22 protein-coding genes are annotated in these 22,507 nt (G+C 70.2%); 21 read left to right on the forward strand and 1 reads right to left on the reverse strand.

Annotated features, from left to right (window positions below):
- The first annotated feature begins 144 nt into the window (after nucleotides 1-144).
- From ACFTQE_RS15790 to ACFTQE_RS15860, 15 genes are all read left to right on the forward strand, one after another.
- Complete coding sequence (locus ACFTQE_RS15790) at nucleotides 145-900, forward strand: ABC transporter ATP-binding protein (protein ID WP_376925971.1); 756 nt, start codon at nucleotides 145-147, stop codon at nucleotides 898-900.
- Nucleotides 897-1,643 carry an ABC transporter ATP-binding protein gene (locus ACFTQE_RS15795; protein WP_376925972.1) on the forward strand — a complete coding sequence of 249 codons (747 nt, stop codon included), beginning with the start codon at nucleotides 897-899 and terminating at the stop codon, nucleotides 1,641-1,643. Before ACFTQE_RS15790 ends, ACFTQE_RS15795 begins: the two co-directional genes overlap by 4 nt.
- Nucleotides 1,640-2,515, forward strand: a complete 876-nt coding sequence (locus tag ACFTQE_RS15800) for a branched-chain amino acid ABC transporter permease (protein WP_376925973.1) — start codon at nucleotides 1,640-1,642, stop codon at nucleotides 2,513-2,515. The genes ACFTQE_RS15795 and ACFTQE_RS15800 overlap by 4 nt, the downstream gene beginning before the upstream one ends.
- Nucleotides 2,512-3,684 carry a branched-chain amino acid ABC transporter permease gene (locus ACFTQE_RS15805; protein WP_376925974.1) on the forward strand — a complete coding sequence of 391 codons (1,173 nt, stop codon included), beginning with the start codon at nucleotides 2,512-2,514 and terminating at the stop codon, nucleotides 3,682-3,684. The genes ACFTQE_RS15800 and ACFTQE_RS15805 overlap by 4 nt, the downstream gene beginning before the upstream one ends.
- The gene (locus ACFTQE_RS15810; RefSeq protein ID WP_376925975.1) at nucleotides 3,677-5,278 is read left to right on the forward strand and encodes a class I adenylate-forming enzyme family protein; all 1,602 of its coding nucleotides are present in this window, start codon (nucleotides 3,677-3,679) and stop codon (nucleotides 5,276-5,278) included. The genes ACFTQE_RS15805 and ACFTQE_RS15810 overlap by 8 nt, the downstream gene beginning before the upstream one ends.
- The gene (locus ACFTQE_RS15815) at nucleotides 5,275-5,982 is read left to right on the forward strand and encodes a TetR/AcrR family transcriptional regulator (protein WP_376925976.1); all 708 of its coding nucleotides are present in this window, start codon (nucleotides 5,275-5,277) and stop codon (nucleotides 5,980-5,982) included. The genes ACFTQE_RS15810 and ACFTQE_RS15815 overlap by 4 nt, the downstream gene beginning before the upstream one ends.
- On the forward strand, nucleotides 5,979-6,725 hold the full coding sequence (locus ACFTQE_RS15820; protein ID WP_376925977.1) for a 3-hydroxybutyrate dehydrogenase: 747 nt from the start codon (nucleotides 5,979-5,981) through the stop codon (nucleotides 6,723-6,725). The genes ACFTQE_RS15815 and ACFTQE_RS15820 overlap by 4 nt, the downstream gene beginning before the upstream one ends.
- Nucleotides 6,710-7,621 carry an alpha/beta fold hydrolase gene (locus tag ACFTQE_RS15825; protein ID WP_376925978.1) on the forward strand — a complete coding sequence of 304 codons (912 nt, stop codon included), beginning with the start codon at nucleotides 6,710-6,712 and terminating at the stop codon, nucleotides 7,619-7,621. Before ACFTQE_RS15820 ends, ACFTQE_RS15825 begins: the two co-directional genes overlap by 16 nt.
- Nucleotides 7,618-8,391: a CoA transferase subunit A gene (locus ACFTQE_RS15830; protein WP_376925979.1), complete on the forward strand. Its 774-nt coding sequence runs from the start codon at nucleotides 7,618-7,620 to the stop codon at nucleotides 8,389-8,391. Before ACFTQE_RS15825 ends, ACFTQE_RS15830 begins: the two co-directional genes overlap by 4 nt.
- Nucleotide 8,392: 1 nt before the next feature.
- Nucleotides 8,393-9,025 carry a CoA transferase subunit B gene (locus tag ACFTQE_RS15835; protein WP_376925980.1) on the forward strand — a complete coding sequence of 211 codons (633 nt, stop codon included), beginning with the start codon at nucleotides 8,393-8,395 and terminating at the stop codon, nucleotides 9,023-9,025.
- A gap of 15 nt (nucleotides 9,026-9,040) precedes the next feature.
- The gene (locus tag ACFTQE_RS15840) at nucleotides 9,041-10,090 is read left to right on the forward strand and encodes an alpha/beta fold hydrolase (protein WP_376925981.1); all 1,050 of its coding nucleotides are present in this window, start codon (nucleotides 9,041-9,043) and stop codon (nucleotides 10,088-10,090) included.
- 342 nt (nucleotides 10,091-10,432) lie between these two features.
- Nucleotides 10,433-10,984: a hypothetical protein gene (locus ACFTQE_RS15845; RefSeq protein ID WP_376925982.1), complete on the forward strand. Its 552-nt coding sequence runs from the start codon at nucleotides 10,433-10,435 to the stop codon at nucleotides 10,982-10,984.
- Nucleotides 10,985-11,048: 64 nt separating this feature from the next.
- The gene (locus tag ACFTQE_RS15850) at nucleotides 11,049-11,729 is read left to right on the forward strand and encodes a hypothetical protein (protein ID WP_376925983.1); all 681 of its coding nucleotides are present in this window, start codon (nucleotides 11,049-11,051) and stop codon (nucleotides 11,727-11,729) included.
- Nucleotides 11,730-11,816: 87 nt separating this feature from the next.
- Nucleotides 11,817-12,947 carry a flavodoxin-dependent (E)-4-hydroxy-3-methylbut-2-enyl-diphosphate synthase gene (ispG, locus tag ACFTQE_RS15855; protein ID WP_056013951.1) on the forward strand — a complete coding sequence of 377 codons (1,131 nt, stop codon included), beginning with the start codon at nucleotides 11,817-11,819 and terminating at the stop codon, nucleotides 12,945-12,947.
- A gap of 74 nt (nucleotides 12,948-13,021) precedes the next feature.
- A complete protein-coding gene (locus tag ACFTQE_RS15860; protein ID WP_376925984.1) occupies nucleotides 13,022-13,216 on the forward strand; it encodes a hypothetical protein in 195 nt (64 codons plus the stop codon).
- A gap of 30 nt (nucleotides 13,217-13,246) precedes the next feature.
- Here the strand turns inward: ACFTQE_RS15860 and ACFTQE_RS15865 are convergent, their stop codons facing one another.
- Nucleotides 13,247-14,689 carry an RNB domain-containing ribonuclease gene (locus ACFTQE_RS15865; RefSeq protein ID WP_376925985.1) on the reverse strand — a complete coding sequence of 481 codons (1,443 nt, stop codon included), beginning with the start codon at nucleotides 14,687-14,689 and terminating at the stop codon, nucleotides 13,247-13,249.
- Between the two features lie 116 nt (nucleotides 14,690-14,805).
- On the opposite strand from ACFTQE_RS15865, the gene ACFTQE_RS15870 reads away from it, so the two are divergent.
- The 6 genes from ACFTQE_RS15870 (at nucleotide 14,806) to infB (ending at nucleotide 22,348) form a co-directional block, all read left to right on the forward strand.
- The gene (locus ACFTQE_RS15870) at nucleotides 14,806-15,024 is read left to right on the forward strand and encodes a hypothetical protein (RefSeq protein WP_056013941.1); all 219 of its coding nucleotides are present in this window, start codon (nucleotides 14,806-14,808) and stop codon (nucleotides 15,022-15,024) included.
- 44 nt (nucleotides 15,025-15,068) lie between these two features.
- Entirely contained in the window at nucleotides 15,069-16,835 is a 1,767-nt protein-coding gene (locus ACFTQE_RS15875) for a proline--tRNA ligase (protein WP_376925986.1), read from the forward strand.
- A 250-nt stretch (nucleotides 16,836-17,085) separates the two neighbouring features.
- A complete protein-coding gene (locus tag ACFTQE_RS15880; protein ID WP_376925987.1) occupies nucleotides 17,086-17,907 on the forward strand; it encodes an endonuclease domain-containing protein in 822 nt (273 codons plus the stop codon).
- A 194-nt stretch (nucleotides 17,908-18,101) separates the two neighbouring features.
- Complete coding sequence (gene nusA / locus ACFTQE_RS15885; protein WP_376925988.1) at nucleotides 18,102-19,100, forward strand: transcription termination factor NusA; 999 nt, start codon at nucleotides 18,102-18,104, stop codon at nucleotides 19,098-19,100.
- 78 nt (nucleotides 19,101-19,178) lie between these two features.
- Nucleotides 19,179-19,442 carry a YlxR family protein gene (locus ACFTQE_RS15890; RefSeq protein ID WP_376925989.1) on the forward strand — a complete coding sequence of 88 codons (264 nt, stop codon included), beginning with the start codon at nucleotides 19,179-19,181 and terminating at the stop codon, nucleotides 19,440-19,442.
- Between the two features lie 83 nt (nucleotides 19,443-19,525).
- The gene (gene infB, locus ACFTQE_RS15895; protein ID WP_376925990.1) at nucleotides 19,526-22,348 is read left to right on the forward strand and encodes a translation initiation factor IF-2; all 2,823 of its coding nucleotides are present in this window, start codon (nucleotides 19,526-19,528) and stop codon (nucleotides 22,346-22,348) included.
- Nucleotides 22,349-22,507: the final 159 nt, after the last annotated feature.

Consider the following 22,507-nt stretch of genomic DNA (forward strand, 5'->3'; position numbering starts at 1 on the left):
GTCGGGGGCGACGGGGGTGCCCGAACTCGTCCACACCGCCGCCGCCGAAGGGGGGGCTCCGCGGGTCGCCGCAAAGTGACGGGCGGGGCGGCCGTGCCTCCGAGCACGGCCGCCGCACTCCATCCGACTCGCAGTAAGGCGACCATGACCCACGACGCGATGCTCAGCCTCGAGCACATCGGCCTCCGCATCGGCGGCGCCCGCATCCTCCACGACGTCTCGCTCGACGTGGCGGCCGGGGAGATGCTCGGGGTGATCGGCCCCAACGGTGCCGGCAAGACCACCCTCTTCAACGTCATCTCCGGCGTCATGCGCCCCACCGACGGCCGCGTCGTGCTCGACGGCGCCGACGTCACGCGGGAGCCGATCCACCGCCGGGCGGCGACCGGCCTCGGCCGCACCTTCCAGACGTCGAGCCTCTTCGCCGCGCTCAGCGTGCGGGAGAACGTGCGGCTCGCCGCTCAGGCCCACCTGGGCGGTGCGACCTCGGTCTTCCGGCTTCCGCGGGCGACGGATGCCGCGAGCGCACGTGCGCTCGAGTGCCTCGCCGAGGTCGGGCTCGAGCACCGGGCCGATGCCCAGGCCTCCGGCCTCGCGCACGGCGAGAAGCGCAAGCTCGAGATCGCCATGCTCATCGCGACCGACCCCAAGGTGATCCTGCTCGACGAACCCATGGCCGGGGTCGCCTCCGGCGACGTGCCGGCGCTCACCGAGGTGATCCGCGGACTCCACCGCGGCGGCCGCACCGTGCTCATGGTGGAGCACCACATGGAGGTCGTGCTCGGCCTCGTCGACCGGGTCGCGGTCATGCATCACGGCGAACTGCTCGCCGTCGACACCCCGGAGGCCGTCATGGCGAACCCGACCGTGCAGTCCGCCTACCTCGGGGAGGCGGTGTGAGCACCGCGACCTCGGCCGCACCCATCCTCACGGTCCGGGGCCTCTCCGGGCGCATCGCCGGCCAGCAGGTCGTCGAGGACGTCTCCTTCGAGGTGCCCGCCACGGGCGTCACCGCCCTGCTCGGTCGCAACGGCGTCGGCAAGACCTCGACGATCAAGTCGGTCCTCGGCCTCATCGACCGGAGCGGCGAGGTGCTGCTCGACGGCGCTCGCATCGACCGCCTCCCGACCCACCGCATCGTGCAGCAGGGCGTCGGCTACGTGCCGGAGGACCGCGAGGTCTTCGGTTCGCTGACCGTCGCCGAGAACCTCAGGCTCGCCGAGCGAGACGACCGGCCCCGCCGCGAGTACATCGCCGAGCTCTTCCCCGACATCCACGACCGCCGCGCGCAACGCGCAGGCACGCTCTCCGGAGGGCAGCAGCAGATGGTCTCCCTCGCCCGCGCCCTCGTCAACGAGAACCGGCTCCTGCTCGTCGACGAACCCACCAAGGGGCTCGCCCCGAAGATCGTCGACGAGGTCGCCGCAGCGCTCGGCGAGGCGGCACGCACCGTGCCGATGCTCCTCGTGGAGCAGAACCTGCACGTCATCCGCGCGCTCGCCGACCGGGTCGTCGTGCTCTCGGGCGGCCGCGTCGTCTTCACGGGCGAGGCCGCAGAGCTCCTCGACGACGAGGACCGCATCCAGCGCTACCTCGGCGTGCACGACGCCGACGCCGACGCCACCGAGGCGGGTGCCCGATGAGCACGATCGTCCTCCTCGTCATCACGGGCCTCGGCCTCGGCGCGCTCTACTTCCTCGTCGCGAGCGGCCTCTCCCTCATCTACGGACTCATGGGCGTCTTGAACTTCGCCCACGGCTCGTTCCTCACGATCTCCGCCTTCCTCGGCTGGGAGGTCGGACGCCGAGTCTCCGACGGCACCTGGTGGGGGCTCGCGCTGTCGGCGCTCGTCGGCATCGCCGTCGGCGCCATCGTCGCCGCGCTTACCGAGTACCTGCTGATCCGGCGGCTCTACGAACGCCACATCGAGCAGGCGCTCGTGACCGTCGGCCTCTCGCTCGCGAGCGTCGCCCTCTTCGAGGGCATCTGGGGCACCGATCCGATCTACACCGAGAAGCCCGACTGGCTCGACCAGACGACGATGATCCTCGGCGCGAAGATCCCGAACGACCGTTTCCTCCTCATCGCCTGCGCGCTGCTCGTGCTCGGCGGCATCGTGCTCTTCCTCCGCAAGACCAGGTACGGCCTGATCATCCGCGCCGGCGTCGAGAACCGTTCGATGGTCACCGCGCTCGGCATCGACGTGCGTCGCTCGTTCACGCTCGTCTTCGCGATCGGCGGCGCGGCCGCAGGACTCGGCGGCGTGCTCGCCTCGGTGTACTACGGCTACGTCTCGGCGCACCTCGGCTCGACGCTGCTCATCTTCGCCTTCATCGTGACGGTGATCGGCGGACTCGGCTCCCTCACGGGCGCCGCGATCGCCTCGGTGCTCGTCGCCGTGCTGCAGCAGTTCGCCAACTTCTACCTCGGCGGCACGGGCGACCTGGTCGTCGTGATCGCGCTCGCCGCGGTACTGCTCATCCGCCCGCGCGGACTGATGGGGAAGGTCGCATGACAGGCTCACAGGACACGGCCCGGCAGACGACGGATGCCGCGGCATCCGCCTCCACGACAGCACAGGCCGGCACCGGGGCATCCGCTCGCCGAACCCTCTGGCTCGCCCTCGGCGGTGCGGCACTCGTCGTGCTGCTCGCGCTGCTGCCGCTGCTCGCGATCGACATCCCGGGGGTGCTGCCCGGCCCGACGTACACGCCGGGCACGCTGCAGCTGCTCGCCTACGCGATGCTCATCGCCGCACTCGCCCTCAGCTACCGCATGATGTTCGGCCTCGCGGGGCTGCTGTCGTTCGGCCATGCGCTCTTCTTCGCGGCGGGCGCCTACGGACTCGGCATGACCCTCGACGCGTTCGCACCCGTCGCGTGGCCGAGCGAGCTCATCTTCCTCGGCTCGATCGTCGTCACGCTCGTCTTCGGACTCGTGCTCGCGGCGACCGTCGGGGCGCTCGCGCTCCGGGTCACCGGCATCTCGTTCGCCATGGTGACGCTCGCGTTCGCCCAGGCCGGCTCGGTGATCATCCGGCGCAACCCCGGTGGTGCAACGGGCGGCGACGAGGGACTCTCGCTCGACATCGCCAACGTGCCGAGCGCGCTCGTCGGCGTGCTCAACACCCGCAACCTGTACTGGGTCGCGCTCGGCGTGCTCGTCTTCGTGTACCTCGTGGTGCTCTGGGTCGAGAAGAGCCGGGCCGGTCACGTCGCAGAGGCCACGCGCGAGAACGAGCTCCGGGTGCGGGTCATCGGGATCCGCCCCTACAACGTGAAGCTCCTCATCTTCATCGTCGCCTCAGTGCTCGCGGCCGTCGCCGGCATGGGCTACCTCCTGCTGCAGTCCGGTGCCTCGCCGCGCGTGGCGACGGCGGACTTCACCCTGACGCTGCTCGTCATCGTCGTGCTCGGCGGGGTGGGGTATCGCTGGGGCGCGATCGTGGGCGGTATCGTCTACACACTGCTCGACCAGCGATTGACGGCGCTCGCAGGCTCGGACGCGATCGCGGCCCTGCCCGACGTGCTCCGGATCCCGCTCTCCGAGCCGTTGTTCATTCTGGGAACGCTCTTCATCCTCGTGGTGCTGTTCCTGCCCGGGGGGATCGCGGGACTCCCACAGCGCATCCGCACGGGGCGGAAGCAGCACCCGGCCGAAGCGGAGGAGACCGCAGATGCCTGACGCACTCCACACGCTGGGGCGGTGGACGCGCGATCGCGCCCGTGCCACGCCTGAGCGCATCGCGATCGACGACCGCGGCGTCGTCGTCAGCTACCGCGAACTCGACGATCGAGCCGAGCGGCTCGCGGCGGCGTTCCGATCGGCGGGCTTCGCGATCGGCGACCGCGTCGCCACGCTCACCGGCAACAGCGCCGACCAGGTCGTGCTGTTCTTCGCCTGCGCGAAGGCCGGACTCGTGCTGGTGCCGCTCTCGTGGCGCCTCGCCCCGCGCGAGCTCGCCACCCAGCTCGAGATCGCCGAGCCCGCGCTCCTGCTCATCGAGAGCGAGTTCGAGTCGCTGGCCCGGGCGACGCTCTCCCGCGTCATCCGCACCGTCCCCACCGCCGCGCTCGGCGCACACGGCGTCGAGGCCGAGATGCCCGCTCCGGCCCGGCACGGAGCCGCCGCGCCATCCGCCCGCACCGAGGTCGCCGACGACGACGCGCTCCTCATCATCTTCACCTCGGGCACCACGGCGACGCCGAAGGGCGCCATGCTCACGCACGCCAACTGCTTCTGGACGAACCTGTCGCTCTCGCGCATCTCGGAACTCCGCGCGGCCGACACCGTGCTCGCGGTCATGCCGCAGTACCACGTCGGCGGATGGAACATCCAGCCGCTGCTCGCGTGGTGGACGGGCGCGACGGTCGTCCTCGAGCGCACCTTCGACCCGGGCCGGGTGCTGCACCTGATCCAGGACCGCGGCATCACGACGATGATGGGCGTGCCCGCGAACTACCTCTTCCTCGCCCAGCACCCCGACTTCGCCCGCACCGACCTCTCGAGCCTCGAGCACGCGATCGTCGGCGGTGCGCCCATGCCCCCTGCGCTCCTTCGCGCCTGGCACTCGCGCGGGGTCGCGCTCGCCCAGGGCTACGGGCTCACCGAGGCCTCGCCCAACGTGCTGTGCCTTCCCGACGAAGATGCGCAGACCCGTGCCGGATCTGCGGGCAAGCCGTACCCGCACGTCGACGTCGCGGTGGCCGACCCGGTGACCGGCGAGCACCTCGACGGCGCGGCCGAGGGAGAACTGCTCGTGCACGGACCGTCGGTCTTCGCCGGCTACTTCCGCGACCCGGCCGGCACGGCGGCCGCATTGCACGACGGGTGGCTGCACACCGGCGACCTCGTGCGCCGCGACGCCGACGGCTACTTCACGATCGTCGACCGCATCAAGGACGTGTACATCTCGGGCGGCGAGGGCGTCGCCCCCGCCGAGGTCGAAGCCGTGCTCCAGAGCCATCCCGCCGTCGCCGACGTCGCCGTCGTCGGCGTTCCCGATGAGCGCTGGGGCGAATCCGGCGTGGCCTGGGTCGTCGTCGGCCGAGGCCGGGTGACGGATGCCGCCGAGCTCATCGAGTTCGCCCGCGCCTCGCTCGCCCGCTTCAAGGTGCCGCGCGAGGTGCACCTCGTCGACGAACTGCCCCGCTCGACGGCCGGAAAGGTGCTGCGGTGGGTGCTCGTCGAGCGCGCGACCGCGATCGCCGGCACCGGGGTCGACGCCGGCACCGGAGCCGAGCCCGCCACCACGCATCACCGAGAGGACGCACGATGAGTGCAGCACCCCGAACCGCACGCGGCGAGAAGACCCGCCGGCGCCTGCTCGAGGCCGCAGAGCACGTCTTCGCCGCGCACGGCTACCACGAGGCATCCGTCTCGCGCATCACCGACCGGGCCGGGGTCGGCCAGGGCACCTTCTATCTGTACTTCGACACGAAGCTCGACATCTTCAACGAGCTCGTCGAAGACCTGAACCATCGCGTGCGTCAGGCGATGAGCGAGGGCACACGCGGCGCGGCGAACCGCATCGAGGCCGAGCGCGCGGGGTTCGCGGCGTTCTTCCGGTTCACGGCGGAGCATCCTGCGCTCTACCGCGTCGTGCGCGAGGCCGAGCTCGTCTCGCCCGATGCGCTTCGCCTGCACTACACGCGCATCGTCGACGGGTACATCGACGGCCTCCGCGAGGCGAGCGAAGACGGCGAGATCGGCGACATCGATCCGACCGTGGCGGCATGGGCGCTCATGGGCATCGGCGAGATGATCGGCATGCGCTGGGTGCTCTGGGGCGACGGCGACGCAGCGCCCGGCGACGACGCCGACCCGACCGCGAGCGGCACCCGTGCCGTGCCGCCCGAAGTGCTCGACGAGATGATGCGCTTCGTCGAGGGGGCGCTCGGCCGCCCCGCCGCTGCACGCACCTCGTCGAGTGGAGACGCAATCGAACCGCGCAGCGACGCGGCCGGCAAGGAGGAATCGTGACCGATCTCAGCGGGCGCCGAGCGCTCGTCACCGGGGGAGCGAGCGGCATCGGGGAGGCCTGCGCCCGCGCGTTCGCCGAAGCGGGCGCGCACGTCACCATCGCCGACCTCAACGGCGAGGCCGCCGAGCGCGTCGCGGCCGAGCTCGGAGGCGAGGCATGGCAGGTCGACCTCGGCGACACCGCCGCGCTCGCCGATCTCTCGCTCGACGCCGACATCCTCGTCAACAACGCGGGCATCCAGCACGTGCGCCCGATCGAGGAGTTCGAGCCCGAGCGCTTCGCGTTCATCATGCGGCTCATGCTCGAGTCGCCGTTCCTGCTCATCAGGGCCGCACTGCCCGGCATGTACGCTCGCGGCTTCGGCCGGGTCATCAACATCTCGAGCGTGCACGGGCTGCGCGCCTCGCCGTTCAAGTCGGCCTACGTGGCGGCCAAGCACGGCCTCGAGGGCCTCTCGAAGGTCACCGCCCTCGAGGGCGGCCCGCACGGCGTCACGTCGAACTGCATCAACCCGGCCTACGTTCGCACGCCCCTCGTGGAGCGGCAGATCGCCGATCAGGCGAAGGTGCACGGCATCTCCGAAGACGAGGTGGTGCCGAAGGTCATGCTGACGGAGTCGGCCGTCAAGCGACTCGTCGAGCCCGAGGAGGTCGCGAGCCTGGCCCTGTGGCTCGCGGGCCCGGCCGCCGGCATGGCGACCGGCGCGAGCTACACGATCGACGGCGGATGGAGCGCACGGTGACGTCGACGGCCTTCGCCGCGCCCGTCGAGGGCGGCCTGCTCGCGGGCGGCCAATGGCGAGCGGATGCCGCCGGCCTTCCCGTGCTCGCCGTGCACGGCATCTCGGCGACCCACCGCAACTGGGACCTCGTGGCCGACGGGCTCGCCGAGCGGAGGGTGATCGCCCCCGACCTGCGCGGCCGCGGCCGCAGCAACGCGCTGCCGGGGCCGTACGGCCTCGAGCGCCACGCCGACGACGTGGCAGCGGCCCTCGACGCCCTCGGCGTCGACCGGGTCTACGTGCTCGGCCACTCGATGGGGGCGTTCGTCTCGGTGCGATTCGCCGAACGCCACCCCGATCGGGTCGCGGGCATCGCCCTCGTCGACGGCGGGCTGCCGGTGCCGAACCCCGCGGGCGTGCCCGACGAGGAGCTGCCGGCGCTGCTGCTCGGCCCAGCGCTCGAGCGCCTCTCGATGACCTTTCCCGATCGGGCCGCGTACCTCGACTTCTGGCGGCGGCATCCGGCGCTCGGACCGTACTGGAACGCCTCGATCGAGGCGTACGTCGAGTACGACCTCGACGGCGTCGAGCCGAGCCTCAGGAGCTCGGCGGTCGCCGCCGCCGTCGTGGAGAACGCCGTGCAGCTCGACGGCGCGAGCGGATACCTCGAAGCGCTCCGGGCGTTGGCCCGGCCGGTCGACTTCTTCCGCGCTCCTCGCGGACTGCAGGACGAGGCTCCGCTCTACCCCGAGGCGCTCGTCGCCGAGTGGGCCGAGCGGATGCCGCAGCTCGTCGTGCACGACGTCGCCAACGTGAACCACTACACGATCGTCATGACCGAGCCCGGCGCGGGTAGCGTGATCCCTGTGATCCGTGCCCGCATCGAGGCGGCGGAAACACAGGAAGGTGCATCGTGACACTCGACAAAGTCGTCGGGTCCGCTCAAGAGGCGGTCTCCGACATCCCTTCGGGCTCAAGTCTCGCCGTCGGCGGATTCGGGCTCTGCGGCATCCCGATGGTGCTGATCCAGGCCCTGCTCGACGCAGGGGTCGACGGGCTCTCCGTCGTCTCGAACAACTGCGGCGTCGACGACTGGGGGCTCGGCGTGCTGCTCGCGAAGCAGCGCATCGCCAAGATGACCTCGTCGTACGTCGGCGAGAACAAGGAGTTCGAGCGGCAGTACCTCTCGGGTGAACTCGAGCTCGAGCTCACCCCGCAGGGGACGCTCGCCGAGAAGCTGCGAGCCGGAGGCAGCGGCATCGCGGCGTTCTTCACCCAGACCGGCGTGGGCACGCAGGTCGCCGAGGGCGGGCTGCCGCGGCGATACAACGCCGACGGCACGATCGCCGTCGCGAGCCCGGTGAAGCCCGTGCAGACGTTCGACGTCGCGGGGGTGGCTCGCGAGTTCGTGCTCGAGGAGGCGATCACGACCGACTTCTCGCTCGTGCACGCGCTGAAGGGCGACCGGTACGGCAACCTCGTCTTCGACAAGTCGGCTCGCAACTTCTCGCCGCTCGCGGCGATGGCCGGGCGCGTCTGCATCGCGCAGGTCGAGGAGATCGTCGACGCCGGCGAGATCGACCCCGACGCCGTGCACCTGCCGGGCATCTACGTCGACCGCATCGTGGTCGTCGGCCACGACATCGAGAAGCGCATCGAACGTCGCACCGTGCGAGAGGAGAACTGAGATGGCACTGACCCGCCTCGAGATGGCCGCCAGGGCCGCCCGTGAACTCGCCGACGGCTCCTACGTGAACCTCGGCATCGGCCTGCCCACGCTCGTGCCCAACTACGTGCCCGACGGGGTCACGATCCTCCTGCAGTCCGAGAACGGCATCCTCGGCGTCGGACCGTACCCGACCGACGACGCGGTCGACCCCGATCTCATCAATGCCGGCAAGGAGACGGTGACGGTGCTGCCCGGCGCGGCGTACTTCGACTCGGCGGCGAGTTTCGGCATGATCCGCGGCGGCAAGATCGACGCCGCCATCCTCGGCGCCATGCAGGTCTCCGCCACGGGCGACCTCGCCAACTGGATGATCCCCGGCAAGATGGTCAAGGGTCCCGGTGGTGCGATGGACCTCGTGCACGGCGCCCGCAAGGTGATCGTGCTCATGGAGCACGTCGCGAAGGACGGCTCCGCGAAGATCGTCGACGAGTGCTCGCTGCCGCTGACGGGGCGCGCGGTCGTGCATCGCATCATCACCGACCTCGCCGTCATCGACGTGACGCCCGAGGGCCTGCGGCTCGTCGAGTGCGCGCCGGGCGTGAGCGTCGACGAGGTCGTGGCCGCGACCGAACCGCCACTGATCACGGACTGAACGGACGAGCGCGCAATGGTCGAAACGATCTTCCCCGGCATCGTCGCCCGCACGGTCGAGACGCCGCGTCTCGTCGCCGGCGTGCTCGAGCGGCGAGCGGATGCCCCGTCGGCGACCGTCGTCTTCGTGCACGGCAACGTCTCGTCGTCGCTGTTCTGGCAGCCGGCGATGCTCGCATTGCCGCCCGGCATCGCGGCGTACGCGGTCGACCTGCGCGGCTTCGGCGACAGTGAGACGCTGCCGGTCGATGCCACTCGCGGCCTTCGGGACTTCTCCGACGACGTGGCATCCGTCATCGACGCCCTCGATCTCGGCCCCGTCCACCTCGTGGGCTGGAGCATGGGCGGCGGCGTGGTCATGCAGCTCCTGCTCGACCGACCCGATCTTGTGGCGAGCCTCACGCTGCAGTCGCCGGTCTCGCCGTACGGGTTCGGCGGCACCGCACTGCACGGTTCGCTGTTCACGACGGATGCCGCGGGCACGGGCGGCGGGGGAGTGAACCCCGATTTCGTGGCCCGGCTCGAGGCCGGCGACCGGAGCGATGAGGCGGGTTCACCGCGTGCCGTGTACCGCTCGAGTTACGTGGCGCCGGGCTTCGTCTCCGAGCATGAAGACGTCTGGGTGGAGTCGATGCTCTCGACGGCGATCGGACCCGACAACTACCCCGGCGATTCGATCGGCTCCGAGAACTGGCCGGGGTTCGCGCCGGGTGGTCGCGGAGTGCTGAACACCATGGCGCCGACCGTGTTCGACGTGAGCGGCATCGTCGACCTCGCCGCGAAGCCGCCGATCCTCTGGATCCACGGGGCGCAGGACGCGATCGTCGGCGACGCCTCGTTCTTCGACCTGAACCAATTGGGTGCGGCCGGCATCATCCCGGGTTGGCCGGGTGCGGAAATCGCGCCCCCGCAGCCGATGATCTCGCAGACGCGTGCCGTGCTCGCTCGCTACTCCGGTGCCGGTGGCACGGTCACCGAGCTCGAACTCGAGAACTGCGGCCATTCGCCGCACCTCGAGCACCCCGAGGCGTTCAGCGCGGCGCTCGCCGCACTCATCGCTGCATAGGCCTTCGTTCCTTCTGCCGCGTCAGGGTGGTCCCTGACGCTCGACGGTCGCGCCGGCCGCATACTTGTCGAAGCATGCGACGGGTGGCCGTCCATGATCGGAATGTGTCCCGACGACGGCTGCATGGGACACAATGAGACGGCCGGGGCCGATAGGTGCCTCGATCGGAATGGAGCATCGATGCCGCGTCGTACCAACTTGGTCAGCATCGCCGCCGCGGCGGCCGCGTTCGCTGTCCTCGCCCTCGGCGGGTGCGCGGGCACCGCGGGAGCAGAGCCGACCCCCACGGCGTCGACATCACCGAGTCCCACGACGACGGCTCCGAGCGACCCGCTTGAGAGTGTGACGACCATCGTCGCCCGACCGCAAGCGCTCGAGTTGAGAGACGAGTCCGGAGCGGTCGTCGCGTCGCTCGACTACCTCGGCGATGCGGCGGAGGCGATCGCGACGCTCGAGACCGTGTTCGGCGCCGCACCGGAGAGCGAGGAGTACCCGGGCAACAGTCATTACACCCCCGGCACCGCATATCAGTGGGGCGGCATGGAGCTCCGCCAACCCGAGTACACGGGGGAGATGGCCGGGTTGCCGCGCAGCTACTACCTGCCGTCGTTCAGTGTCCGGTTCACCGCCCCGACCTCGGGTGACGCCGAGCTGACGACCGACGAGGGGTATCAGGTCGGCACCGTCTGGACCGACTTGGTCGCCGAGCCGGCGCTGCAGACGAACCCGTCGGGATGCTCGGGGCCGTACCTCGACTTCGTCGAAGTGCCGATGTCGGATTCCGACGGCACCGCGTACGACCAGCGAGTCGCGGTCGTCTTCCGGCCATCGGAAGACGAATTGACGGTCGCATCGATCTCGGCCCCGCTCGAGATCCACGACGAGTGCGCCTGAGCGGGCGACGCAGATGCTGCAGATCGACATCAAGTGGCGGTCCGCCACCAGATGGACTCTCGTCGTGATGGTACTTGCGATGGCGGCGACCCTGAGCGGGTGCTTCGGACCGCCGCCGACGCCCACCACGACGCCACCGACTGCGAGCGAGATCCCGACCGAGATCCCGACCGAGACCTCGACCCCGGATCCGATGGCTTCGGTGGTGGCGCTCGTCGCACGACCGAAGGCGCTCGAGCTTCGTGACGCAGACGGTGGTGTCGTGATGGCACTCGACTACATGTCGGTGCCGTCCGAAGCGATCGCCGTGCTGACGGATCTGTTGGACGCGCCGCCGGTCGACGAGTCGTATCGTGGCACGAACCACACGCCACCGGGCGTGTTCCACGCCTGGGACGACCTCGTGATCGACGAGCGGTTCTACGACGAGGATCGGCGCAATGGCACCGAGCTCGACTACATCTGGCCGCGATTCGCCGTGTACTTCGACGAGCCGACCGTGCAGGGCCTCGATCTCACCAGTGAACAGGGGTTCCACGCTGCGGATCCATGGTCCTCGCTCGACGGCGACCCCGTGTTCGATGCGAGTCTCTGGACGTGCGTCGGGACCCCGATCGAAACCCTCGACTTCGCTCGTCCCGACGGTCAACCCGAGACGGCGACCGTGGTCGCAACGCCCACCGACGACGGCTCGGCCGTGAAGCGGCTCGGCGCGCCCGTCATGCTCGCCGACGGCTGTGCGTAGCGCGAAAGTGTGCTGAGACATCCGCTTGGAAGCCGTCGACCCTCCACGCGGAAGTAGACTCGACACGTGCCTGCTGTGAATCTCGGAATGCCCAAAGTCCCTGAGGTACTGGCCCCGCGACGCAAGTCCCGCCAGATCAAGGTGGGCAAGGTGCTCGTCGGCGGTGACGCCCAGGTGAGCGTGCAGTCGATGACGACGACGCCCACGACGAACATCAACGCCACCCTGCAGCAGATCGCCGAACTCACGGCCTCGGGCTGCGACATCGTGCGCGTCGCCGTGCCGAGCCGTGACGACGCCGAAGCGCTGCCGATCATCGCGAAGAAGAGCCAGATCCCCGTCATCGCCGACATCCACTTCCAGCCGAACTACGTGTTCCAGGCGATCGACGCCGGCTGCGCCGCCGTGCGCGTCAACCCGGGGAACATCCGCAAGTTCGACGACAAGGTCGGCGAGATCGCGGCGGCGGCCAAGGCGGCCGGCGTGAGCCTGCGCATCGGCGTGAACGCCGGCTCGCTCGACCCGCGCCTGCTCCAGAAGTACGGCAAGGCGACGCCCGAGGCGCTCGTCGAGTCGGCGGTGTGGGAGGCGAGCCTCTTCGAGGAGCACGACTTCCACGACTTCAAGATCTCGGTCAAGCACAACGACCCCATCGTCATGGTCAAGGCGTACCGCCTGCTCGCCGAGCGCGGCGACTGGCCGCTGCACCTCGGCGTGACCGAGGCGGGCCCCGCCTTCCAGGGCACGATCAAGTCGGCCACGGCGTTCGGCATCCTGCTCGGCGAGGGCATCGGCGACACCATCCGCGTCTCGCTGTCGGCTCCGCCGGTCGAGGAGGTCAAGGTGGGCCTTCAGATCCTGCAGTCGCTGAACCTCCGCGAGCGCAAGCTCGAGATCGTCTCGTGCCCGTCGTGCGGCCGGGCGCAGGTCGACGTCTACAAGCTCGCGAACGACGTCACCGACGGGCTCGAAGGCATGACCGTGCCGCTCCGCGTGGCCGTCATGGGCTGCGTCGTCAACGGACCGGGCGAGGCCCGAGAGGCCGACCTCGGCGTGGCATCCGGCAACGGCAAGGGCCAGATCTTCGTGAAGGGCGAGGTCATCAAGACCGTGCCCGAGTCCGAGATCGTCGCGACGCTCATCGAGGAGGCCAACCGCATCGCCGACGAGATGGGCGCCGACGCGCCCGTCGGCACTCCCGAGGTGCTCACCCCGTAGTCGCGAGCGCCGCCCGAGCGTATCGTGGGCGGCAGCGGATGCCCCGGGGCATCCGATCGCGAGAGGAGACCGCGATGAGCGGTGACGGCAGCGAATTCGAGTACCCCGACACGGCGGGCTACCCCGACGGCATGGGCACGCTCCACGAGGGCACCGACGAGCGTGTCGACGAGGGTGTCGACGACGACACCGACGATGCCGCGACGCAGGCCGAAGGCGACCTCGAGCGGTTCGCCCTCGCCGACGAGGAGGACGTCGAGGGCGTCTGACCGCCTTCGCGACCACCTTCGCAGAGCCGGTCAGGCGTGAGCGGCCGTGACGGGACCGAATTCGATCGTGCCCGTCGCGATGTCGGCCGCGAGCAACTCGACCTCGAGTTCGGTCCCGGCACGGGCATCGGCGGGCGCCGGACACGTCGCGGTCACCGCGGGTTCTGCGAGCTGGAGCACCGCCCGCTCACCGCGCACCTCGAGCACCGTCGCGACGAAGCGCTCGCCGACCCGGGCGCTCAGCAGCGCCGCCTCGACCCGGGCGATGGACTCGGCGTCGAGCCGGCTCGCGCGCTGCGACGATGCGCCCATGAGCGACGGCAGTTCGCGGAGCGATGACCGCGCCCACTCGGGCACCTCGCCTCCGGTGCAGAGCGCCTCGCAGACGACGAGCCCCCAGCGGTCGATCAGGCGACGCAGCGGCGCGGTGACGTGCGCGTACGGCGCCGCGAGCGCGGACTGGATCGGATCGGGCGGCACCTCGCCGTCGAGGGCGAGGTAGCCGGCGCCGCGGAAGAGCCCGGATGCCGCCTGCATCACCGCGAGCGCGGCCGGGTCGTCGCGGTCGAGGCCGCGAAGGTATTCGCCGTACGTGATCGTCTCGGGCCAGGGGAGGCCGAGCGCGCGGGTCTGGGCGCGAAAGGCCGCGACGCGCTCCTCACTCGGCTTCGGCATCGTGCGGAGCACCCCGATGCGCGCTCCCAGCATGAGCTGCGCCGCCGCCATCCCGGTCATGAGCGACAGCTGCGCATTCCACTCCTCGACCGGCAGCGGGTGCCGGCGCTCGAGCGAGTAGCCGCCGTCGGCCGTGCGCACGATCTCCTCGTCGGGGGCGTTGAGGCTCGCGCCGCCACGAGCGCGCTCGAGCTCGATGCGCAGCAGTCCGACCTCGCGCAGCAGCGCGAGCGACGAGTCGTCGCCGTCTCCGGCCTCGATCCGGGCCTGCGCCTCGGCGTATGTGAGCTGCTCGCGCGAGCGCACCGTCGCCCGGGTGAGCCGGGTCGACGTCACCTCACCGCGTTCGTCGAGGTCGAACGCCCAGACGAAGGCGCTGCGATCGGCATCGGGCAGCAATGAGGCGCGGTCTTCGCTGAGCACCACCGGATGCAGCGGCACCCTGCCGTCGGCGGCGTACAGGGTCTGGCCGCGGCGCCGCGCCTCGAGGTCGACCGCGCCATCGGGGACCACCCAGCCGGGGACATCCGCGATCGCGTAGTGCACGAGGAACCCGGCGCTGCGGCGTTCGATGTGGAGCGCCTGGTCGAGATCGGTCGATCCCGGCGGGTCGATCGTGACGAACTCGAGTTCGCGCAGATCGGCGCCCGGGGCTGTCGCACGTGCCGCCTCGGCCTCGGCGAGCACCTCGGGCGAGAACGACTCGGGCACGTCGAGTTCAGCGCGCAGCCGGGCGAGCGCGACCGCCAGCTCGCTCTGCGCGAGGGAATCCGTGACGTGCGTTCGGCGGCTCGGCATGCGCCCCAGCCTACGAGCAGCAGGGCGAGCGGATGCCTCGGCGTGCGGACCCCGGTGCGTCACGCCGCCTCGTAGACCGGGCCGATCACGCGTCGCGCCGCCGATAGAATTCGAGGATGACGATCAACAGCCGCCACCTCGAGAACGCCGCGAATGCCCGCGACGACGCGTACCACCTCATCGAGGAATTCGAGGACGGTGACGTGCACCCGCGTGTGCTCGAGGTGCTCGAGAGCCTCGACACCGCGTTGTTCGACCTGATCAACTGGGCCGACCAGGTCACCCGCCACCTCGCCGAGAGCGGCGTCGAAGTGGTCGACGTCGACCTCACCTGAGCACGCGGGCGGGAGGCATCCGCGGTGCTCAGTAGAATCGTCGGGTGCCCACACGCCTGACGAACTACTTCCTCCGTACGCTCCGCGAAGACCCCGCCGACGCCGAGGTCACGAGCCACCGCCTGCTCGTGCGCGCCGGCTACATCCGGCGTCAGGCGCCAGGTGTGTTCGCCTGGCTGCCGCTGGGCCTGCGCGTGAAGGCGAAGATCGAGGCGATCATCCGCGACGAGATGACGAACGCGGGCGCGCACGAGGTGCACTTCCCGGCGCTCCTGCCGCGTGAGCCCTACGAGGTCACGAACCGGTGGACCGAGTACGGCGACAACCTCTTCCGCCTGCAGGACCGCAGGGGCGCCGACTACCTGCTCGCGCCCACGCACGAAGAGGTCTTCACTCTGCTCGTGAAGGACCTCTACAACTCGTACAAAGACCTGCCGCTGTCGATCTACCAGATCCAGGACAAGTACCGCGACGAGGCCCGGCCGCGCGCCGGCCTCCTGCGCGGCCGCGAGTTCACGATGAAGGACGCGTACTCGTTCGACGTGTCCGACGAGGGCCTCGACGCGAGCTACCAGGCGCAGCGCGACGCCTACGAGCGCATCTTCACGCGGCTCGGCCTCGAGTACGTGATCGTCAAGGCGGATGCCGGTGCGATGGGCGGCTCGAAGAGCGAGGAGTTCCTGCACCCGACCCCCGTCGGCGAGGACACCTTCGTGCGCTCGGCCGGCGGTTACGCGGCCAACGTCGAGGCGTTCGAGACCGTCGTGCCCGAGTCGATCCCGTTCGACGGGCTTCCCGCACCCCTCGTGCTCGACTCGCCGAACACGCCGACGATCGCGACGCTCGTCGACCTCGCGAACGCCGAGTACCCGCGTCCCGACGGGCGCGCGTGGACGTCGGCCGACACGCTGAAGAACGTCGTGCTCGCCGTCGTGGCGCCCGACGGCACCCGTGAGCTCGTCGTCATCGGCCTGCCCGGCGACCGCGACGTCGAGATGAAGCGCGTCGAGGTCGCCTTCGCCCCGGGCGAGGTCGAGCCCGCGACCGAGGCCGACTTCGCGAAGCACCCCGGCCTCGTGAAGGGCTACATCGGCCCGTGGTCCGATGGCGGCGCCGTGCTCGGCGAGGAGTCCGCCACCGGCATCCGCTTCCTCGTCGACCCGCGGGTCGTCGACGGCACCGAGTGGATCACCGGAGCCAACGTCGACCAGAAGCACGTCTTCGGCCTCGTCGCCGGCCGCGACTTCGTCGCCGATGGCACCGTCGAGGCGTCGAACGTGCTGCCGGGCGACCCCGCTCCCGATGGCTCGGGCCCGGTCGAGCTCGCCCGCGGCATGGAGATCGGCCACGTCTTCCAGCTCGGCCGCAAGTACGCCGAGGCCCTGGGCCTCAAGGTGCTCGACGAGAACGGCAAGCTCGCGACCGTCACCATGGGCTCCTACGGCATCGGGGTCACCCGCATCCTCGCGATCATCGCCGAGGACAACAACGACGACAAGGGCCTCATCTGGCCGCCCGCCGTGGCGCCGTTCGACGTGCACGTCGTGGCGACCGGTCGCGACGAGGCCGTGTTCGAGGCGGCCGAGACGATCGTGGCCGAGCTCGAGGCATCCGGCTTCGACGTGCTCTTCGACGACCGCCCGAAGGTCTCGCCCGGCGTGAAGTTCGGCGACGCCGAGCTCATCGGCGTGCCGAAGATCGTGATTGCGGGCCGCGGCGTCGCCGACGGCATCGTCGAGGTCTGGGACCGGGCGACCGGAGAGCGCACGCAGGTCGCGATCGGCGAGGTCGCCGCAGCGCTCGCGGGCTGAGTCCGGCGCGCGTCGCCGACCCTCGAGTCGATCCGTCGAGAAGTGCGCCACCCGAAGCTGAACGGCGCACTTTCCGACGGCTCGATTCGGGCTCGCCTCTGCCTGTGGATGAATCGACGGATGGGACGGCGCGACCCTCCACAGTGGGGGCATGCCACGTCGAGTACCACTCCCTGACCGCGTTCACGGTCGCTCGTTCCGGACCTCGGACGTCGAGCTGCACGGGCTCACCGTCGGTCGACTGCGCGCGGTGGATCTCGATCGTCCGTTCCACGGCGTCCGCAGCATCGGCGTCGACCTCGACACCACTCTCGGACGCTGCCGCGCCTACCGGCCGCGCCTTCGCGAGGGCGTTCGGTTCAGCCACTCGACGGCGGCGATCCTGCTCGGGGCGCCGCTCCCGGCCGGGCTCGAATCGTCGCCGATCCTTCATCTGACCGCGATCGAAGGCGCGCGACCGCGAACGAGAAGCGTCGTCGGGCACGAGTCCGGACACGCGGCATCCGCTTTCGTGCACGGGCTGCCGCCGATCGTCGCGCCTGCCGACGTCTGGTGCCAACTCGCCGGCCAGCTGTCGATCGCCGACCTCGTCGCGGTCGGCGACTACCTGGTGTCGGGGGAGCGGATGCCGGGCGGTCGGCGCTCCGCTCCGATCTGCACGCTGGACGAGCTCTCGCGAGCACTTACGGCGTTCCGCCCTGCGCGGGGTACGGGCAAGCTCGTCATCGCGCTTCCGCGCATCCGGGTCGGCGTCGATTCTCGACCCGAGACGCACACCAGGTTGGTCATCGTCGATGCGGGGCTGCCCGAACCTGTTGTCGGACATGCCGTCGACGTCGGTGGCGGTCTGGTGCTGCACCCCGATCTCGCCTACCCGGCATACCGGATCGCGATGGAGTACGAGGGTGAACGGCACCGCATCGACCGCGACCGCTGGGAGCGCGACATCGCGAGATCCCGGGCGCTCGAGGGTGCCGGCTGGATCGTGATCCGCGTGACGCGAAGGGACCTCGTGGCTCCCGAACAGTTGCTCAGGGACATCCGTCACGCGCTGGCTCGGCGAAGCGCGTGACACCGACCCGAACCGATCCGTCGAGAATCGCGTTCCGACGGGAGCGTCGGCGCAGATTTCGACGGATCGAGGTGCGGGCGAGGGGAACGAGGGCGTCCACCATGGCTGACCGAGGGCCGCGACATCCGGTACCGTAGAGTCCTGTCCGCTCCGAGGGGAAGCGGCGTGAGAGCTGAATAGAGGAGGCCGGGTTCATGGATATCGACCTCAGCGTGCTGCGGATGATGGAGCGCGAGAAAGAGATCCCATTCGACGAGCTGGTGGAGATCATCGAGCAGGCCATTCTCATGGCCTACTTGAAGCACACCCATCCCGACCAGCACGGACATGCGAACCCCGACGGCGCACGTGCGCACCTCGATCGCAAGACCGGCCACGTCTCGGTGTTCGTTCCCGAGCTCGATGAAGAGGGCAACGTCATCGGCGAGGCCGAAGACAGCCCGAGCGACTTCGGTCGCATCGCCGCATTCGCCGCGAAGCAGGTCATCAACCAGCGACTGCGCGACATCGCCGACGACGCCGTGCTCGGCGAGTTCCGCGGGCGCGAGGGCGACATCGTCGCCGGCATGATCCAGCAGGGTCCGAACCCGCGCATGGTGCACATCGACCTCGGCAGCGTCGAGGCGATCCTGCCGCCCGAAGAGCAGGTGCCCGGCGAGGAGTACCTGCACGGCCAGCGCATCCGCGTCTACGTGACGAGCGTCGCCAAGGGACTCAAGGGTCCGTCGATCACCGTCTCCCGCACCCACCCCGCACTCGTGCGCAAGCTCTTCGCCCTCGAGGTGCCCGAGATCGCCTCGGGTGTCGTCGAGATCGTCTCGCTCGCCCGCGAGGCCGGCCACCGCACCAAGATCGCCGTGCGCGCGACCCAGCCGGGCGTCAACGCCAAGGGCGCAGCGATCGGCGAGCTCGGCCAGCGCGTCCGCGCCGTCACGGCCGAACTCGGCGCCGAGAAGATCGACATCGTCGACTGGAACGACGACCTCGCGACCTTCGTCGCGAGTGCGCTCAGCCCCGCGAAGGTCACGAGCGCCTTCGTGATCGACGAGGCGACGCGTGCCGTTCGCGCACTCGTGCCCGACTACCAGCTCTCGCTCGCGATCGGCAAGGAGGGCCAGAACGCCCGCCTCGCCGCGAAGCTGACGGGTGCGAAGATCGACATCCAGCCCGACTCGGTCCTCGAGTCCGACTGAACCCGGTGACCGTCCACCGGTCGCCGCCAATGTCCACCGATCGGCCGCCGTCGGCGGCCGCACAGCGCAGAGTGTAAGATGGAACCCGTCAGAACGTGCATCGGATGCCGTTCGCGTGCCCCAAGGTCCTCACTTCTGAGGGTCGTCTCCCAGAACTCCCACGTCGTGGCCGATGTCACGGCTGTGCTTCCGGGCAGGGGCGCGTGGTTGCATCCGACACTCGAGTGCTACCGCCTCGCCGTTCGGAAGCGCGCCTTCGGGCGAGCGCTCCGCATTCGCGGCGAGGTGGACACCGGCAACGTAGAGAACAGGCTGAACCAACAAGTGATGACCAATGAGTGACAACTAATGAGCGGCTCGAAATGAGTCCCGTCCGCCATTGATGGTCTGCCCCTGTCCGGGGTCGGACCCGGAACAGGAGAGAAGTGGCTGCCAAACCACGCGTACACGAGATCGCATCCGAGCTCGGTGTCGACAGCAAGATCGCCCTTGAGAAGCTCAAGGAGATGGGCGAGTACGTCAAGGGACCCTCGTCGTCCATCGAACCCCCAGTCGCACGTCGCCTGAAGGCGGCGCTCGAGGCCGCAGGCGCGGCCGCGGCCGCAGCTCCTGCAGCTCCGGCGCCTGCCACGCCCGCAGCGGCCTCCGCTGCGAAGCCCGGCGCCAAGCCCGGCCCGAAGCCGGCACCGAAGGCTCCGGCCGCACCCGCGGCTCCCGCTCCGGCACCGGTCGAGGCCGCAGAGGCCCCTGTCGCCGAGGCACCGCTCACGGTCGCCGAGCGCCAGGCGCAGGCTGAAGAGCGCGCAGCGCAGGCGGCAGCCGAGAAGTCGACGGATGCCACGGCGGCCGCGTCGACCGACGGCGATGTCGCCAAGCCCGGCGGCGCCCCGAAGCCCGGTGCTGCTGCAGCTCCGCGTCCCGGAGCCCCCCGCCCCGCAGGCGGCGGCACGCCCCGCCCGGGCAACAACCCGTTCTCGAGCTCGCAGGGCATGGGCTCGCGCCCCGCTCAGCCGCGCCCGGGCAACAACCCGTTCTCGAGCGCCCAGGGCATGGGCCAGCGCCCGAGCCCCGGCAACATCCCGCGCCCGCAGGCCCCGCGACCCGGTTCGCCGCGTCCCGGCGCTCCGCGTCCGGCCGGTGCAGGCGGTCGCCCCGGCGGCGGCTTCCAGCGTCCCGGTGGCGCAGGCGGCGGCGCAGGCGCGCGTCCCGGCGGTGCCGGTGGCGGCTTCCAGCGTCCCGGCGGAGCACCCGGCGGCGGCTTCGGCGGCCCGCGTCCCGCGGGCGGCGGCGGTCGTGGTCGCGGCCCCGGCGGCGGCACCGCAGGTGCCTTCGGCCGTGGTGGCGGCAAGAGCAAGTCGCGCAAGTCGAAGCGGACGAAGCGGGCCGAATTCGAGATGCGGGAAGCCCCGTCGCTCGGCGGCGTGAGCGTTCCCCGCGGCGACGGCAACACCGTCATCCGTCTGCGTCGCGGCTCGTCGATCTCCGACTTCGCCGACAAGATCGACGCGAACCCCGGTTCGCTCGTGACGGTGCTGTTCCACCTCGGTGAGATGGCGACGGCGACCGAGTCGCTCGACGAGGCCACCTTCCAGGTGCTCGGCGAGGAGCTCGGCTACAAGATCCAGGTCGTCTCGCCCGAAGACGAAGACCGCGAGCTCCTCGAGGGCTTCGACATCGACCTCGACCAGGAGCTCGAGGACGAGACCGACGAAGACCTCCAGCAGCGTCCTCCGGTCGTCACCGTCATGGGTCACGTCGACCACGGTAAGACCCGACTCCTCGACGCGATCCGCAACGCGAACGTCGTCGCGGGCGAGGCCGGCGGCATCACCCAGCACATCGGTGCCTACCAGGTGCACACCGAGCACGAGGGCAAGGACCGCGCGATCACCTTCATCGACACCCCGGGTCACGAGGCGTTCACCGCCATGCGTGCACGTGGTGCGCAGGTGACCGACATCGCGATCCTCGTGGTCGCGGCCGACGACGGCATCATGCCGCAGACGGTCGAGGCGCTGAACCACGCCCAGTCGGCGAACGTGCCGATCGTGGTCGCGGTGAACAAGATCGACAAGCCCGACGCCAACCCGGCCAAGGTGCGCCAGCAGCTCACCGAGTTCGGCCTCGTCGCCGAGGAGTACGGCGGAGACGTGATGTTCGTCGACGTCTCGGCTCGCGAGAACATCGGCATCCAGGACCTGCTCGACGCAGTGCTCCTCACCGCCGACGCCGGTCTCGACCTGCGCGCGAACCCCAACAAGGACGCTCGCGGTGTCGCCATCGAGGCGAAGCTCGACAAGGGCCGTGGTGCGGTGGCAACCGTGCTCATCCAGTCCGGAACGCTGCGCGTCGGCGACGCGATCGTCGCGGGCACGGCCTACGGCCGCGTTCGCGCGATGGTCGACGAGAACGGCGACGCCGTGGCCGAGGCCACCCCGTCCCGCCCCGTGCAGGTGCAGGGTCTCTCGAGCGTGCCGCGCGCCGGCGACACCTTCCTCGTCACCGAGGAGGACCGCACCGCGCGTCAGATCGCCGAGAAGCGAGAGGCCGCCGAGCGCAACGCCCAGCTGGCCAAGGCGCGCAAGCGCATCTCGCTCGAGGACTTCACCCGTGCGCTCGAAGAGGGCAAGGTCGAGTCGCTCAACCTCATCATCAAGGGTGACGTGTCGGGTGCCGTCGAGGCGCTCGAAGAGTCGCTCATGAAGATCGAGGTCGACGACAGCGTGCAGCTGCGCATCCTCCACCGCGGTGTGGGTGCCATCACCGAGAGCGACGTGAACCTCGCGACGATCGACAACGCGATCATCGTGGGCTTCAACGTGCGTCCCGACACGAAGGCGCGCGAGCGCGCCGCTCGCGAGGGCGTCGACATCCGCTTCTACTCGGTGATCTACAACGCCATCGACGAGATCGAGGACTCGCTCAAGGGCATGCTGAAGCCCGAGTACGAAGAGGTCCAGTCGGGCGTCGCCGAGATCCGCGAGGTGTTCCGCTCCTCGAAGTTCGGCAACATCGCCGGTGTCATCGTGCGGTCGGGAACGATCACGCGAAACGCCAAGGCTCGGGTCATCCGCGATGGCGTCGTCGTCGGCGACAACCTCGCGATCGAGTCGCTGCGCCGCTTCAAGGACGACGTCACCGAGGTCCGCACGGACTTCGAGGCGGGCATCGGCCTCGGCAAGTTCAACGACATCCAGGTCGGCGACGAGATCGAGACCATCGAGATGCGGGAGAAGCCCCGCGCCTAGTTGCTCGAGGGTCGGGGTCCCGCTCTCTTCCTGAGTGAAGAGAGCAGGCCGAGTTCGACGCCGTAGCCGACCGGGAAGGGCAGCTGTTCCAGCAGGGAACGGCGGGCCGCGTACTCGCCGCCCAGTGGCTGGACGACGCCGGCCAGCTGCGGCCAGTGC

The organism is Agromyces sp. NPDC056965, assembly GCF_042673425.1.
In the GTDB taxonomy this organism is placed as follows: Bacteria; Actinomycetota; Actinomycetes; order Actinomycetales; family Microbacteriaceae; genus Agromyces.

Excerpts from the sequence above, each read along its gene's own strand:
- ACFTQE_RS15810 (WP_376925975.1), top strand. The coding sequence starts at position 3,677 with ATGCCTGACGCACTCCACACGCTGGGGCGGTGGACGCGCGATCGCGCC.
- ACFTQE_RS15890 (WP_376925989.1), top strand. The coding sequence starts at position 19,179 with ATGGAACCCGTCAGAACGTGCATCGGATGCCGTTCGCGTGCCCCAAGG.
- ACFTQE_RS15865 (WP_376925985.1), bottom strand. The coding sequence starts at position 14,689 with ATGCCGAGCCGCCGAACGCACGTCACGGATTCCCTCGCGCAGAGCGAG.
- ACFTQE_RS15800 (WP_376925973.1), top strand. The coding sequence starts at position 1,640 with ATGAGCACGATCGTCCTCCTCGTCATCACGGGCCTCGGCCTCGGCGCG.
- ACFTQE_RS15825 (WP_376925978.1), top strand. The coding sequence starts at position 6,710 with ATGGAGCGCACGGTGACGTCGACGGCCTTCGCCGCGCCCGTCGAGGGC.
- ACFTQE_RS15805 (WP_376925974.1), top strand. The coding sequence starts at position 2,512 with ATGACAGGCTCACAGGACACGGCCCGGCAGACGACGGATGCCGCGGCA.
- ACFTQE_RS15790 (WP_376925971.1), top strand. The coding sequence starts at position 145 with ATGACCCACGACGCGATGCTCAGCCTCGAGCACATCGGCCTCCGCATC.
- ACFTQE_RS15815 (WP_376925976.1), top strand. The coding sequence starts at position 5,275 with ATGAGTGCAGCACCCCGAACCGCACGCGGCGAGAAGACCCGCCGGCGC.
- ACFTQE_RS15835 (WP_376925980.1), top strand. The coding sequence starts at position 8,393 with ATGGCACTGACCCGCCTCGAGATGGCCGCCAGGGCCGCCCGTGAACTC.
- ispG (WP_056013951.1), top strand. The coding sequence starts at position 11,817 with ATGCCCAAAGTCCCTGAGGTACTGGCCCCGCGACGCAAGTCCCGCCAG.
- ACFTQE_RS15840 (WP_376925981.1), top strand. The coding sequence starts at position 9,041 with ATGGTCGAAACGATCTTCCCCGGCATCGTCGCCCGCACGGTCGAGACG.
- nusA (WP_376925988.1), top strand. The coding sequence starts at position 18,102 with ATGGATATCGACCTCAGCGTGCTGCGGATGATGGAGCGCGAGAAAGAG.
- ACFTQE_RS15860 (WP_376925984.1), top strand. The coding sequence starts at position 13,022 with ATGAGCGGTGACGGCAGCGAATTCGAGTACCCCGACACGGCGGGCTAC.
- ACFTQE_RS15870 (WP_056013941.1), top strand. The coding sequence starts at position 14,806 with ATGACGATCAACAGCCGCCACCTCGAGAACGCCGCGAATGCCCGCGAC.